Source organism: Bacillus sp. FSL H8-0545, assembly GCF_038006105.1.
Lineage (GTDB): Bacteria > Bacillota > Bacilli > Bacillales > Bacillaceae_G > Bacillus_A > Bacillus_A cereus_U.
This window is the reverse complement of sequence record NZ_JBBOUO010000001.1, coordinates 1,160,487-1,174,844: the sequence shown is the minus strand read 5'-3', so window position 1 is coordinate 1,174,844 and position 14,358 is coordinate 1,160,487. Positions and strand designations below refer to the sequence as shown.

The following is a 14,358-nucleotide window of genomic DNA, read 5'->3' as shown; positions in this document are numbered from 1 at the left end:
AGAATGAAACATTCTACAGCCTTTTTTTATTGTATTCATACGGGACAAATCACACCACATAGACTAATAATGTATGCCTAAAGCGTAAGGGGGATAAACATGAATAACCTTCCAGTTCATGCAAAGCTTAAAGCAAATAAGGATACTTTCTTCCTCCCCGATTCAAACGGGGGTGTTTACTTTCGAAATAACTCCAGTTCATTCCGTATGGATGGTGATGGAATTTATGACTGGATTGAGAAATTAATGCCTATGTTTAACGGTAATCATTCTTTGACAGAAATAACTGATGGTCTCCCTCTCCCCTATCAAAATCGAGTATTTGAAATTGGAGAGATTTTATATGAAAATGGTTTCGTTCGTGATGTAAGCCAAGATGCTCCCCACGAATTAAACAGTGCATTACTCGACAGATACGCTTCGCAAATTGAGTTTTTAGAAGCTGATTCCCATTCAGGCGCTTTAAAATTCGAAACGTACCGCGCAGCAAATGTGCTTATAATTGGTTCTGGCGATATGCTTACTTCCCTAGTTTCTTCTTTATTAGAATCTGGTTTACCTACATTTCATTATCTTGTTACAGATCGTGCTGAAACAAACTACGATCGAATTCATGAACTAAGCGAACGTGCATATGCAAATGATGACAATGTACTTATTCAAGAAATAGATATTGCAATTGATCGCCCTTTGCATGAAGTATTCGAGCCTTTCGACTGGATTTTATACGTTTCCCAAAATGGAGATATTGAAAGTTTAAGAGCAATCCATACTATTTGTAGAGAGTTTAAGAAAAATTTCATACCAGCTATTTGCTTATCAAGAATTGGTTTAGCTGGACCTGTCGTAACTGCAGACCGTGAAGAATGCTGGGAATCAGCTTGGCATCGTCTACACGAAACTACTTTACAAAGTGAAAATCCACCTGAACCTTTCTCACCAATTGCATCTGCTATGTTAGCAAATATTATCGTTTTTGAGTTATTTAAACATGTCGCTGAAGATTCACACAGGCATCATAATCCTCAATTCTTTTTATTAAACTTGGAAACACTTGAAGGAAAGTGGCACCCTTTCATAAAACATCTTCTCGCAACCGATGAAATCTTTACAATTGATACGGTGCAAAATCTTCAAGAAAACCTTGCCCATCGTTCTGGACAATATACTTCAACTGAACTTTTTCGTTTTTTTGATACGTTAACTTCTAAAGAAGCTGGTATATTCCACATGTGGGATGAACAAGATTTACACCAATTGCCTTTATCACAGTGCTATATTCAAGTTGCAAACCCATTATCAGATGGACCTACCTCTCCCCTTCCTACTATAACTTGCGGTGGATTAACTCATAATGAAGCACGCCGCGAAGCTGGTTTAACAGGAGTTGAAACATATGTAGCTGAAATGATTCATCGTCTTATCCCCGAACATACTGATATCGGTATTGGTGCTGGGGAAACGATGACAGAAGGTGTATACCGAGCACTACAAAAACATTTAAATAATAAGTTATGTGAACGCCAATCACATATGCTAGAAGAGATTACAGAGCTTGATTTAACCGAAATTCATGATAAACATTGTAGGTTTTATTACGATGCTCTCTCTGCAATTCATGAAATACCTAAAGTAGGAATGAGTGAGGAATTACTTGGTTTTCCTGTCGTTTGGATCGGTATTAATGATAGATGGTATGGTGCGGCAAATATTAATATAACACTCGCGTTAAGAAATGCCCTGCAACAAGCACTCCTTCATATTCAAAATGAAGAGATTCCTTATAAAGCTAATATGTTACCGGAATCATCCATTGTTTTATATAGTACGGATTCTGTTAGAGTAGCAATACAAGAAGAGGAAGAAATTCCAGGCGTACAGTCTTTACAAGTTGCCTTGCAAAATTTAACGAAAAACAACTTTTATCCATTCGTTTTTGATTTAGCTATTGAGTCATTTTTAAGAGACAACTTAGACGGTGTATATGGGGTATTAATTGCAAAGGAGGATGACCAATGACTCAAAACATATTACTTATAGGAGATGGCCTACTCACAGACTATGTACATGAGCAATTGTGTAAGCAATATTCACTCATCCGCCAGCATACAATTACAGAAGCTCTTCCTGAAAACATTCATCTTGCTCTTGTCTTACATGACGGGTCTCCTTCTTCCGTACACCATGATGCTGAGCTTATCTTTCGCTCAAATCATATTCCATGGCTTCGCGCATTTACTTCGTTTGGTGAAGGTATTATCGGTCCTTACGTGAAGCCTCTTACAACTGGATGTTCCCACTGCGCTGATGGACGCCGGTTTATAGCTGGATTTGATCAAAAAGAAATGTGGGAACTACAACGGAAATATGCGTTAAAAGCAGATAACGTGACGAGGCGTGATGTACGCGCCACCCAAAATGGAATGTTACAAATGTGCCAGCTCATTCATGCTGAAACAGAAAAGATATTAACTAACAAACATTCTTCTATAGACAATGAACTCATTTTACTGGACTTACAAACGTTACAATGTACCCGGCATTCGTTTCTTCCAGACCCTCTCTGTCCGGTATGTAGCAATTTGTCTGATGATACAGCGGATGCAGCAGAACTTTCTTTACAACCGAGTTTAAAAACGAGCAACGAAGCGTATCGCTGCCGTTCGATTCATGAGCTAAACACATTTTTAACGAGAGACTATTTAGATTACCGGACTGGTATTTTAAACGGAAAAATGCAACATTCTTTATTACCGTTTGCTGATGTTATTATAAACATGCCGTTACTGTTTGGAAATGAAGGTGTCGCGGGCCGGACTCAGTCATTCGCACTTAGTGAAGCAACCGCTATTTTAGAAGGATTAGAACGCTATTGCGGTATGTCGCCTCGTGGAAAAAAAACAAATGTACATGGCAGTTTTCGTGAGCTAGAAGATATTGCACTGAATCCCCTCACACTTGGTGTACATACAAATGGACACTATAATCGTGATACCTTTCCGTTTAAACCGTTTGATCCTGATTATGAGCAAAACTGGGTATGGGGATATTCTTTATTACAAAACCGACCACTTCTAGTTCCAGAATCAATCGCTTATTATAGCCTTGGTCATAGAGATGCTTTCGTATATGAAACATCAAATGGATGTGCCATTGGCGGTAGTTTAGAAGAGGCAATTTTTCATGGCATTTTAGAAATTGTAGAACGTGATGCCTTCTTACTCACTTGGTATGCAGAATTACCTCTTCCCCGTCTCGATCTTAGTTCAGCCAATGATACTGAATTACAATTAATGATTGAACGCTTACGCACAATTACTGGATATGAATTATACATTTTCAACGCAACGATGGAACATGGTATTCCGAGCATATGGGTCATTGCGAAAAATACAAGGCAAGATGGTATGAATCTCGTCTGTGCTGGCGGCGCACATATGGAACCAATTCGAGCTGTAAAAAATGCAATTCATGAAATAGCGGGCATGTTACTTATAACAGATGAAGAGCTTGAACAAAAAAGAGAGAAATATGAAAACTGTTTACAAGATCCATATCTTGTTTCGCAAATGGAAGATCATAGTATGCTGTACGGATTGAAAGAAGCGGAAGAACGTCTTCACTTCCTTTTACGTGAAGATGCTCCGGTGCAAACGTTCCAAGAAATGAATGCATTACAATCATTTGATATGGATTTAACATCTGATCTTCATCAACTTTTAAACCGGCTACATCAATCTAGACTTGAAGTAATCGTTGTAGATCAAACGGTCCGCCTTATAGAAAAGAACGGCTTACATTGTGTAAAAGTCATTATTCCAGGCATGTTACCGATGACGTTCGGTCACCATCTCACTCGGGTTACAGGACTGGATAGAGTCTATACCGTACCGATGACACTTGGATATAGAGCTGAGCCTTTAACGAATGAAAAGTTAAATCCACACCCGCATCCGTTTCCATAATTCATAGCGAGGGGGAAATTTGATGCAACTGGATACTTTTTTACATCATCTCCATTTTTCTATTAATGAAATTATGTCGTCTGATAAAGAGATTGATTGGGAAGACGCACCACTTCCTTATAAATTATATCGAAATTTACCAGTCATCCCTCTCTCTTTAGAAATCCCTTTAACTTTGCGGAATTCTTCTACTAAACCTAACTTAGAGGAAATCGGTCATTATCTTTGGTACTCATTTGGTTTAACACAATTATGTCAGCCTACTACTAACCTAGAAAATAATAAAACAACGACTCTATTTCGAAGATTCATCCCTTCTGGGGGTGCTTTATATCCAAATGAATTATATATGTATTTAAAAATTGATCATTATCCAGATGGCATTTACCATTACGACGCCGCACATCACCGACTTATCTTACTTCGCGAAGGAAATTTCGATTCTTATCTTACAGAAGCACTCGGCAATCGTTGTAACATTCATTCTTGTTTTGGTGCTGCATTCGTATCCACTATGTTTTGGAAAAACTTCTTTAAATACAATAACTTTTCGTATCGTCTGCAAGGATTAGATAGCGGTGTTCTCATCGGTCAATTACTTGAATGTGCAAAACAATTTGGTTATACAAATGGTGTATATTTTCAGTTTCTAGACCGGGCAATGAATCATTTACTTGGACTGTCAGAAGGTGCAGAAAGTGTGTATGCTGTTATTCCTTTAAGTACAGAACCGAATACAGATTGGTTTCACAACGATCATCGTGAAAATAAAACAGTTACTTCTCATAACTTACTGCAGCAAATCCCGCCGTTAACACATCAGCATTTCGTTCGCTCAAAACATGTAGATGACTATCCGATGATAAAAAAAATAAACGCGGCATCTATGATTGAATCGACAGAACACTTCCAAACATTTACCTGTGAAGAACGACAACAATATAGTGCACACGCTGTACAGCTACCTAAAGTGGAACGTTTATCATATGATTTCTTACAACTTTGTAAAAAACGATATTCACCTGATTCTGACTTCATTTTAACGAAATGGGATGCAGCCGAGCTCGCTACTTTACTACAAGAAGCGAGCCTCTCCTTCCCTTATTACAACGACCTTGATGGCAAATATTTAAATGAAAACGCACGCGTCTCACTATATGGATGTTTTTATAACGTAAAAGACATAGAAAACGGCGCTTACGCTTATAACAGTAGGACACATTCCATACAGCCACTTCGGTACGGAGACCTTCGTTATCCGCTTCAATCTAGTATGACGATGGATAACGTCAATCTTTTTCAAGTACCACTTTGTCTACATGTAATCGGAAATAAAGATTACTATAAAAGTAAATTAGGTTATAGAGGATATCGAATTCATCAAATGGAAGCTGGCATGCTCGTTCATAAACTTGTTTTAGCTGCGACCGCTATGGGAATGGGTGGTCATCCTTTACTTAGTTTTGATACAAATTCATGCGATCAATTGTACGGGATTGATGCCGGAAATGAAACTTCACTCATTCAAATTCCGGTTGGGGCGTATCGAGCGCGAAATTGGCTAAAAGGGTCCTTGCATAATTAGAAGCACGCCGGTAGACGGCGTGCTTTTTTTAGAGGAGTTAAATTATTAAAAGCGAAATGAGTATATATTCTTACATAAAAGGAGCGTTTAAATTGGGCATTTTACAACGTTTAATCAAACAAGCGAAAAATCCTCGCGGAACAATTGGTTCCTCTATGCTTTTTATGAATGCTGCGCATACGAGACTAACAAATTGGGCTTTACAAAAAATACATATACGTGAAGATGCAGTTATTTTAGATATTGGTTGTGGGGGTGGTAAAACAATACATAGCCTTTCAAGAGTAACTCCCCACGGAAAAATATACGGCATTGACTATTCAGAACAGGCTGTTGAAAACTCAAAGAAAACCAATACGAAGGATGTAGAAACAGAAAAAGTAATCATTCATCAGGCAAACGTTTCCTCTATTCCATACAATACGAACTTCTTCGATCTCATTACCGCCCTTCAAACCCATTACTTTTGGCCCGATGTTGAGAATGATATGAAAGAAGTATTTCGCGTCTTAAAACCGAACGGATCCTTTTTACTAGTCGCTGAAACTTTCAAAATTCAATATCATATGGATAAATTTAAGACGACCGAAGAATTAGTAAACCTTTTTATAAGACGGGATTTACAAGCGTGAAATGTTACGAAGAAAGAGGGTGCCTTTGCGTAATAGGAAATAAGTAAAAAAGCAGACCATTAGGGGTCTGCTTTTTACTAGATTAATTTAAAAATACTCTTAATTTGTCTTGCAAATAACCAATTTTTCGTACCGTAGTTATCATTCAGACTATCTAAACTGATAGATTGTCCGTTAGCAAACTTTAGTTCTAACGTTGTATTTTTATCATTTGTTTTTAAGTTACTATTTGTAATATCATCATACTTTAATTTTCCAATCTCAATATACTCTTCCTTCTCTTCTCCGATAACGACGTGATCTTGGAAGAAGAACAATACTTCTACTTTCTTACCGAAACAAAATACGTTTTTCGTATAAATTAATGTCGCGTTATCAAGTCCGACACAGACTTCTTTCATCTCTTCAACAACGTTTCCTAAGTCTTCTTCGTTTCTTGCATTTGATTCAGCAATCCATTCTTCGATTGTATTCATGTTAATTGCCATACTGTGCCCCCTGGTTCGTTCATTGCTTTATTAAAAAATAAATACTATATGACAATATAAGCGATACGTACTATGTTTTCAAGAGCGAACGGTATATTCGAAATAAAGTGAAACTTTTTTTATTCCCCTTTAACGAAAAAAATAGCACTTAAAAAGTGCTATTCCGCTCGCCTTGCTGCTTGTTGAATTGGATCCCAAACGCTGTTATATGGTGGTGCGTAACTTAAATCAACATCTTCTAAATCGTGAATACTCATTTTATTGAAAAGTGCCATTGCGATAACATCAATACGTTTATCTACACCTTCTTCTCCAATTACTTGTCCGCCTAATAATTGTTTCGTATCGGCGTGATATAGTAATTTCAAGTGAAGTGGCGAAGCGCTCGGGTAATAGCCCGCCATATTTGTTGAATCTACTTTGACCGTCTTATACGGGATATTTAGCCCTTTTGCTTCTTTTTCATTTAAGCCTGTTCTTGCGAGCGTCAGATCCATAAATTTAATAATGCCTGTACCTAACGTACCTTTAAATGATCTTCGTTTATCAACCATATTGAGTCCGGCAAGTCGCCCTTGTTTATTCGCAGTCGTTCCGAGCGGGATATGATCATGAATTTCCTTTATAACATGGTAATGTGTTGCACAATCGCCAGCCGCATATACGTCTTTCACATTCGTTTGCATATAAGCATTTACTTCAATTGCACCTTTATGAGTTTTACGTATATTTGTCCCTTCAAGAAAATCAGTATTTGGCTGTACACCGACAGATACTAAAACGAGATCAGTTTTATACGTCCCTTTATCCGTCTCCAGTTGTTCTACTCTTTCTTTTCCTTTAAACGCTTTTACATTTTCATTTGTTAAAATTTCAATATTATGTTTATCTGCTTCTTTATGTATATATTCCGCCATATCGGCATCATAAATTGTGCCAATATGATCGTTTCGCTCAATCATTCTTACTTTCTTTCCTAGTTCTACAAATGTTTCTGCCATCTCTAGACCAATTGCACCGCCGCCAATAATCGTTACGTGCTCAACACTATTTGTTTGTAACGTGCCTACTATACGCTCAGCATCCGGAATTGTTTTTAAAAGATGAACACCTTGTAAATCTTTACCTTCCCAATCTGGCATAACAGGGCGTACACCAGTCGCGATTAATAAACGGTCATATGAAAATTCAAATACATCTTTCGTCTTCGTATGTACCGCATACACGATTTTCTTTTCCGTATCTACTTTCGTTACTTCATGACGCACTTTCGCATCAATTCCATATTTATCACGAAACGTCTTTACATTGCGTGCAATTAATTTTTCAGTAGAAGCGATAACACCACTAATCACATACGGTAATCCGCACTGAGCGTATGAATAGATTTCACCTTTTTCTAACGTTACAACATTTGCAGTTTCATCGTTTCTAACAATTTGCATTGCAGCACTCATACCAGCGGCATCTCCGCCAATAATGACATAGTTCACTTTACCACTCCTTCTTTTTTACATACTCTTTACGATTTCCATATTTTATAAAAATAACACCTACTTCCATTGTAAAGAAAGAGAATTTCATCTACAAATTTGGTGCAAAAGACTATGCGTAAATAGGTAACCGTCGTGTCTTATAAACAAGAAGTTTAATATGCTATAACAGTAACCATTGAAAGTAGGTGAAACATACATGTGCGCCGGCCTTCTCGCCCAGCTTCCAGAGGAACCGATAGAACCGAGACCCGCCCTCCCGCTTGAACAAGAGTTTTCCATTAACACAACAATATACAGCGCTCGCGCTTGGTTATCTAACGATGATACTTTCGCACAAACTATTTGGAAAGCTACCCGCTTCGCTTCTGCATCACACGCTGGCAAGTCCATCTTCCCCGTCGGTACTGTTAAAATCGTTAACTTATCTCCAGATACAATAACAGTTACTACTTCAGATGATGATGATGCGCTCAAAATAGTCGTGCCACCCCATTCTGAAGCAGCTTTAACGTCTAGTGCTTTATCCGCTGTACAGGCTAGTACATCAGGAAAAGCAAGCAAAGTCACATTCCTCTTTCACATCTTTTTCTCAAGGGATCCTGGTCCAGCTAAATAATCATAAAAGGGTACAGTTATGCACTGTACCTTTTATCATGCACTCTATTCTCTTGATTTGATCAGTTCAACATTATAAGATTCAATATCCGTTAACGCTCCTGTAAAGTACGGGTTTTCTCTGTACCAAGACTGCTTTGAAAAGTACGCTTGCATATCTTTCGTTTGAAAAATATGTCCGTGTCTTGCGTATATTTCGTTTCTAGCAATTTTCAACTGTTCTTTCGTTACATATCTTAAATCCGCACTCGTTAATTTTCGAATATCACTATCCGGAAAAATGAAACCATTATATACATACCCAGTCGTCACTGGCGGGGTGACATTGTAAACAACTGTTTTTTCTGTGCTTTTCTTTTGAAATGGAAGATTATACGTAGAAAGTGCCGTTACCGTTTCTACCTTTGTCGTTTCCCTTCCGTTTTCTCCATTTCGTTCTAAATAAATCGCCGCACTTCCATCAGTTGCTACCGGTCCCCACGTAATTTCTTCTCCGGTCAACGCTGTAACTGGCTTTTGATTCACGTATAATGTCGCACCAGGCGCATTCGTTTGAACTGTAATATATTGCCCTTGTAACGTTAAGTCTATCGTTACATTATTTTGACTTTGTTTCATAAGTACAACCTTTTCCTCACGTAATAGTTTTACATAATCATTTTTATATTCGGATTGAAATACTTGAGTTCCTGGAAGAAACGGTCCATATTGCTTCTCAAACTTTTTATCATTTGTCTTATCAATTTCTTTTCCGTTCAATTTTAAAGATGTACCTTTTTCATTTGTAAGCAGAGTCGTATAATACGTCTTTGCTTTCAATTTATACCGATCAAATAAAAAGAAATACTTCCCGTCTTTCGTTAAAGAAAAATCTGCTCTTTCTATTCCATCCCCTTGTTTTTCACCTTGCCTCAAATATTCTTTCAATTCATTCACGTAAGATGGGTTTTCTTTTATATATGAAAATAGAGGCGTTAAACTCTCTCTCGTTACAATAACCGATGGATCATCTGCCGTGATGACCTCAGCTAATTTCTCCCCGTCCCGCTCTTGTAAAATCGTAATCATTCGGTCTACTTGTGCCACCTGTGCATAATACGATGATCCGTACAAATACAATCCAACAATCGCTATAATAAGTATTACTAAAAGTGTAATACCAACTTTTGTACCTCCGCTCATGTTCTTCTTTACTACAGGACTTCCCCTCTTCGTCCCGCAGTTTTGACAAAATTGCACACCATCTTCAAACGGAATTCCGCACTTTGTACATACATTCATCCATTCAACCACCTTTTCCTTAGAAGCCCGTAAATCCTCCAGTAATAGTTTGAATTATCGTATTAATGTAAGACCAAAGTACAATCCACGTTGCGATTCCGATTAAAACATTTGCGATAAGAAGAGTGTAAACAGGATCTAATCCACCGCTATCTAGTTTTAATATAGCTACGATGATACTAATTGACATATACGTTGTAGCCACCCCTAATAATATTGGTAGAAAAAAGATCAATAGGAAACTAAACAGAAAAGAAAAAACTAATATAGCAATAGCCGGAGTCGCTATCGTTCCCCATATACCGAATACTTCAAGAAATGAAAAAGAAGATTTCATCATCTTACCACTTACAAAAATAATAAATCCGACAAATAACGTTAAAATTAATAAAAAGAAAAAGACTTTTACAGATTCTCCAAAGAAAGTAGGAGTAGTTATATCTGGTACTAATGTTCTCGTAACAGCTGCCGTTGCGCTCATCATTCTATAAAAAATACATGATCCTAAAAAACAAATAAGAACAAGACTTACAATTCCATTTCGCACTTCAATATTGCCATTTTTCATAATCGCTGTCGGTGCTTTTAAAGCATCTGTAAAAAACTGAAAATAGCCACTTGCAAATCTCTTCGCTTGCTCTACCGTTTCATTCGGACGAGTTTCCTTTACTTGTGCTACGCGCGCTTGTTGCTCCCCTTCTTCCTGTGCACCACTTGCCACCACTTCTTCTGTTAACGAATGTCCACAATTCCCGCAAAACTTTGCTTCCGCTGCATTTTCTGTATTACATGCCGGACATTTCATTCTCTCATCCCTCCTTAAGCATATACCTGATAGGGTGTTACAAATTCAATATATGACTTTGTACATAAAACATGACTACAAGAAAAAGAATATGAAATCCTTCTTTTAAACGAAACTATGTATGCTAGTAATATAGAAAAATAATGTTATTATGAAACAGAGCAAATAACATTTTTAATAGATTGGATGAAGACAGTGGAATTTGTAAACTCGATTTTTCAAACACTCCTTACAAGTGTGATCCAATTATTTTCTTTAATTGGTGTCATCATTGTAATTGGATTTATATTAGGTTATTTAGAATCTCTCACACGAACGTATTGGTCGAGAGCTTTCGGAAGGAAAGGCTTTCTTTTGACTGCATGGATCGGTGTCCCTATTCATGAACTTGGACATGCAATTATGTGTCTATTATTTCGTCATAAAATTGTAGCAACGCAGTTCTTCCCAACAGATACAAGTCAGGGAGCTTTAGGTTACGTACAACATCAATACAATCAAAAAAGTATATATCAACGAATTGGGAATTTCTTCATCGGAATCGGCCCTATTATTTCTGGTATTACTGCCTTAATACTTTTAATGCGCTATTTCGTACCAGAGTCATATTCTTTATTTAATACGACTCTTGAAACAACAATTGCATCGACTTCTATTAACTTAGACATGATCCAAAACATGTTTTTATCAACATTCTTTTTATTAAAGAGCTTGTTTACAATGAGCAATTTATTAACCCCTTCTTTTTGGTTATTTTTATTTATAGCTATTTGTATTTCCGCACATATTGCTTTAAGTAAACCAGACATTAAAGGATCAATAGACGGCGTCATCGTCATGTTTATCATGTTATTTTTATTCAATATAATTGCAGGACTTTTTCAGTACGACAGTAACCAACTCATCGGAAAAATGATGAAGTATAATATGTATCTCATCGCGTTTTCTAGTGTGGCGCTTCTTTTCTCTTGTATTTCTACACTTGTGAGTTTTGGGTTTTATAAAATAAGAGGAGGACGTTCGTTGTGAACGTCCTCTTCTCTCCTTAAATAATTATTTATCAGCTTTAATAAGTTATTGAATCAGAATAGGTGGTCCAATTTTTTTGTTTTCTTTCCCCGAATACGGTACAAGTGAATATTTTCCCACCGCTACATTTATTCCATCAAATCTACTAAAAGAAATACCGCCATCTTCATTCGATATAACCACCTCTTTAAATGTATGTGCTTCCCCAGATTCTGATTCGATTTTAAAATAAATATCTTCATTTGTACTTTGTGTCACATCATAATAAATCGTTGTGGAAATCGGCGTAGAAACTACTTTGTTAACAGTTACTTTATTGCCATCGTATAAAGCAATTGTTTCATTTAAATCAAACGTCCGCTTCTCTTTCATCAACTGAGCTTGTGATACTTCAATAGCAAATATCCATGGTTGCTCAATTACAGTATCCCTGTTGAATGTATCATAAGTAATTTCGATTTGAAGTTCATCAGTTTGTGGCATTTCACTTAACTCGATACCACCGTAAATTGTAAACATAGAATCATTTACTGCAATTGATTGTGCATCCTTTGTATTAGAAAAGTCACGCCCATTTATTCGTACCTGTGGAATTAAATATGTTTGATAATCAAATTTCACACCCTTCGCTGGCTCAAATGTTGAACTGATGAATAATTTATTGTCATCCACTAATACCTCATTTAACGTCAGTTTACCGTATTTATTTTCAGCAGTTTTCCCAATAGCCGTTTTATAGGGAGAATAGTCAAGTGGTTGCTGTTTATCAATATATTTTTCAATCAATCCCGCAATAAATGGCATATTCGCTAAAGATGTTTGTCCAAGTGGCACTGTAATACTGACAATTAACATGCAAGCTGCTGCGACTCCGAACCATTTTTTTGTTTTTTTATTTTTGCGTAGCTTATTTTTCACACGTTTTTCCCACTGCTTTTCCTCTATTTTGGTTAAGGGAGTCTCCTCAAACTCTGTGATGTCCAACTGAATATCATTTAACTCTTTATAAATAGACATGCCCTCACACTCCATTTTTAAAAATAAAAATCTGTTTGAGCTTTTTTCGTCCGCGTGACAGTTTGTTATGAATCCATGACTCTTTCACATTAAGGTGGGATGCAATTTCACGAGACGGTACACCTTCTAAATAATACTTTTCAAAAATGTTACGCTCTGTTGCTGACAACTCACTAAGCAATTCCTGTACGTCTAAGAAGTCATTTTGTTTTCTTTGTTCTTGATACAGACGATCATTAATCTCTGTACAGACAGTTTGTTGCTGATTTCTCGCATTTTTCCGCTGATAATCAATTGCCCGATATTTAGCAATGGCTGCTATCCATTGTTTAAACGTATTTTTACTTGAATCAAATGAATCGATATGAAACCAAATGGCTAATAATACATCATCTAAGCATTCTTCATAATCTTGCTGATTACTCTGTACATATCTTTTAATAATCACGCTTAGTAAACCGCCGTATGTTTGAATAATAAACGTAACGCTTTTCTCATTACGCTTTTTAATTTGTTGCACAACATTTTCTTCCGTTATCTTCAAAGGTAGACCTCCTTGTCCTGCTAATTGGGTACCTACTTTCTAATACGAATAAAAATCAATAACCCTATCACCATTTTTTAATATTACAAACATAATTTCATCACTATATATCTTGTATACAATGAGAAGAGCTAGTCCATTTTGAACTAGCTCTTCTCATCAATCATTTCTCTTATAATCACAATTCTCAACCGGAACACGAGCATGCCCTTCTTCATCGGTGCACCATGACTGTGATTGGAAGGCAAGAAAGATACCGATCCATTCTTCTTCCTTTTCAAAGTGAATGAGTATTCCTCCGTCTTGCCATATACCATTATCACCTTTCCATTTCTCTACATTCCCTTGATTCATATGAATATCGTGTATACCGTTTCCAGGTTTGAAATGAAAGTAAGAATCGGGTGTATTTTCTTCTGGTCCCCATCTTTCGCCAAACGCATAAATAATCGCTTTTTCCTCTTTTGCTCGTTTTATATAACGTTCAATCATTTCATTTAAATCATTATCAACTCCTGCTCTTTCAGCAGGTAAAGGAATCATTTTCTTTGAGTCAAATAAATTACCTCTTACATAATCTAAGGCCACTTTCGGTTTATTGTTTTTCACTTCTGTAAACCCAAACGGTAATGTTGGTAAAATGTGAATAGCTTCTGAATCAATATGTTCGCTTGCAAAATATAAAACTTCTGACGGATAACTTTGCGACTTTACGTTAATTGCAATACGATAATCTACTCCTGCTTCACCTTGTAAATGAACTTGATAATGAGGTGTTTTGCCTTTTCCAATCTTAGATTGTATAACTGTACCTTTTAATACACCGTAGTTTTTTAAGGGCATACCTTTCATCTCCTATTCATTTAGTAGAAGCTGTTCATACTTAAGGCATTATCCATAT

12 protein-coding genes and 1 pseudogene are annotated in these 14,358 nt (G+C 36.7%); 6 read left to right on the top strand and 7 right to left on the bottom strand.

Annotated features, from left to right (window positions below; translation table 11 throughout):
* Positions 1-99: 99 nt before the first annotated feature.
* From MHI07_RS06185 to MHI07_RS06170, 4 genes and pseudogenes are all read left to right on the top strand, one after another.
* Positions 100-2,019: a putative thiazole-containing bacteriocin maturation protein gene (locus tag MHI07_RS06185; RefSeq protein ID WP_340822570.1), complete on the top strand. Its 1,920-nt coding sequence runs from the start codon at positions 100-102 to the stop codon at positions 2,017-2,019.
* Positions 2,016-3,965 carry a TOMM precursor leader peptide-binding protein gene (locus MHI07_RS06180; protein WP_340822568.1) on the top strand — a complete coding sequence of 650 codons (1,950 nt, stop codon included), beginning with the start codon at positions 2,016-2,018 and terminating at the stop codon, positions 3,963-3,965. Before MHI07_RS06185 ends, MHI07_RS06180 begins: the two co-directional genes overlap by 4 nt.
* 22 nt (positions 3,966-3,987) lie before the next feature.
* Entirely contained in the window at positions 3,988-5,550 is a 1,563-nt protein-coding gene (locus tag MHI07_RS06175; protein WP_340822565.1) for a SagB family peptide dehydrogenase, read from the top strand.
* A 92-nt stretch (positions 5,551-5,642) separates the two neighbouring features.
* A pseudogene (locus tag MHI07_RS06170) lies at positions 5,643-6,229 on the top strand (class I SAM-dependent methyltransferase).
* Positions 6,230-6,259: 30 nt separating this feature from the next.
* On the opposite strand, the gene MHI07_RS06165 reads toward MHI07_RS06170, so the two are convergent.
* Both MHI07_RS06165 and MHI07_RS06160 read right to left on the bottom strand, forming a co-directional pair.
* Positions 6,260-6,670: a DUF3908 family protein gene (locus tag MHI07_RS06165; protein ID WP_002158830.1), complete on the bottom strand. Its 411-nt coding sequence runs from the start codon at positions 6,668-6,670 to the stop codon at positions 6,260-6,262.
* Positions 6,671-6,828: 158 nt separating this feature from the next.
* Positions 6,829-8,163 carry an FAD-dependent oxidoreductase gene (locus MHI07_RS06160; RefSeq protein WP_340822562.1) on the bottom strand — a complete coding sequence of 445 codons (1,335 nt, stop codon included), beginning with the start codon at positions 8,161-8,163 and terminating at the stop codon, positions 6,829-6,831.
* Positions 8,164-8,362: 199 nt separating this feature from the next.
* Here MHI07_RS06160 and MHI07_RS06155 point away from each other — a divergent pair, with 199 nt between their 5' ends.
* A complete protein-coding gene (locus tag MHI07_RS06155) occupies positions 8,363-8,782 on the top strand; it encodes a hypothetical protein (protein WP_340826877.1) in 420 nt (139 codons plus the stop codon).
* Positions 8,783-8,826: 44 nt separating this feature from the next.
* Here the strand turns inward: MHI07_RS06155 and MHI07_RS06150 are convergent, their stop codons facing one another.
* Together MHI07_RS06150 and MHI07_RS06145 are read right to left on the bottom strand one after the other, a co-directional pair.
* Entirely contained in the window at positions 8,827-10,062 is a 1,236-nt protein-coding gene (locus MHI07_RS06150; RefSeq protein ID WP_340822560.1) for a TcaA 3rd/4th domain-containing protein, read from the bottom strand.
* Positions 10,063-10,081: 19 nt separating this feature from the next.
* Positions 10,082-10,867, bottom strand: a complete 786-nt coding sequence (locus MHI07_RS06145; protein ID WP_340822558.1) for a zinc ribbon domain-containing protein — start codon at positions 10,865-10,867, stop codon at positions 10,082-10,084.
* A 195-nt stretch (positions 10,868-11,062) separates the two neighbouring features.
* Here MHI07_RS06145 and MHI07_RS06140 point away from each other — a divergent pair, with 195 nt between their 5' ends.
* Positions 11,063-11,896 (top strand): hypothetical protein, encoded by an 834-nt coding sequence (locus MHI07_RS06140; protein WP_002158837.1) that lies wholly within the window; start codon positions 11,063-11,065, stop codon positions 11,894-11,896.
* 45 nt (positions 11,897-11,941) lie between these two features.
* Here the strand turns inward: MHI07_RS06140 and MHI07_RS06135 are convergent, their stop codons facing one another.
* The 3 genes from MHI07_RS06135 to MHI07_RS06125 all read right to left on the bottom strand — a co-directional run bounded on the left by MHI07_RS06135 (position 11,942) and on the right by MHI07_RS06125 (position 14,300).
* Entirely contained in the window at positions 11,942-12,913 is a 972-nt protein-coding gene (locus MHI07_RS06135; RefSeq protein ID WP_340822556.1) for a DUF4179 domain-containing protein, read from the bottom strand.
* Between the two features lie 4 nt (positions 12,914-12,917).
* On the bottom strand, positions 12,918-13,457 hold the full coding sequence (locus tag MHI07_RS06130; protein WP_002202739.1) for a sigma-70 family RNA polymerase sigma factor: 540 nt from the start codon (positions 13,455-13,457) through the stop codon (positions 12,918-12,920).
* Positions 13,458-13,616: 159 nt separating this feature from the next.
* Positions 13,617-14,300: a YukJ family protein gene (locus MHI07_RS06125; protein ID WP_340822554.1), complete on the bottom strand. Its 684-nt coding sequence runs from the start codon at positions 14,298-14,300 to the stop codon at positions 13,617-13,619.
* Positions 14,301-14,358 lie beyond the last annotated feature (58 nt).

What these genes read in the sequence shown, in the direction of transcription:
- MHI07_RS06185 (WP_340822570.1), top strand. Translation starts at nt 100, where the DNA reads ATGAATAACCTTCCAGTTCATGCAAAGCTTAAAGCAAATAAGGATACT.
- MHI07_RS06180 (WP_340822568.1), top strand. Translation starts at nt 2,016, where the DNA reads ATGACTCAAAACATATTACTTATAGGAGATGGCCTACTCACAGACTAT.
- MHI07_RS06175 (WP_340822565.1), top strand. Translation starts at nt 3,988, where the DNA reads ATGCAACTGGATACTTTTTTACATCATCTCCATTTTTCTATTAATGAA.
- MHI07_RS06165 (WP_002158830.1), bottom strand. Translation starts at nt 6,670, where the DNA reads ATGGCAATTAACATGAATACAATCGAAGAATGGATTGCTGAATCAAAT.
- MHI07_RS06155 (WP_340826877.1), top strand. Translation starts at nt 8,363, where the DNA reads ATGTGCGCCGGCCTTCTCGCCCAGCTTCCAGAGGAACCGATAGAACCG.
- MHI07_RS06150 (WP_340822560.1), bottom strand. Translation starts at nt 10,062, where the DNA reads ATGAATGTATGTACAAAGTGCGGAATTCCGTTTGAAGATGGTGTGCAA.
- MHI07_RS06145 (WP_340822558.1), bottom strand. Translation starts at nt 10,867, where the DNA reads ATGAAATGTCCGGCATGTAATACAGAAAATGCAGCGGAAGCAAAGTTT.
- MHI07_RS06135 (WP_340822556.1), bottom strand. Translation starts at nt 12,913, where the DNA reads ATGTCTATTTATAAAGAGTTAAATGATATTCAGTTGGACATCACAGAG.
- MHI07_RS06125 (WP_340822554.1), bottom strand. Translation starts at nt 14,300, where the DNA reads ATGCCCTTAAAAAACTACGGTGTATTAAAAGGTACAGTTATACAATCT.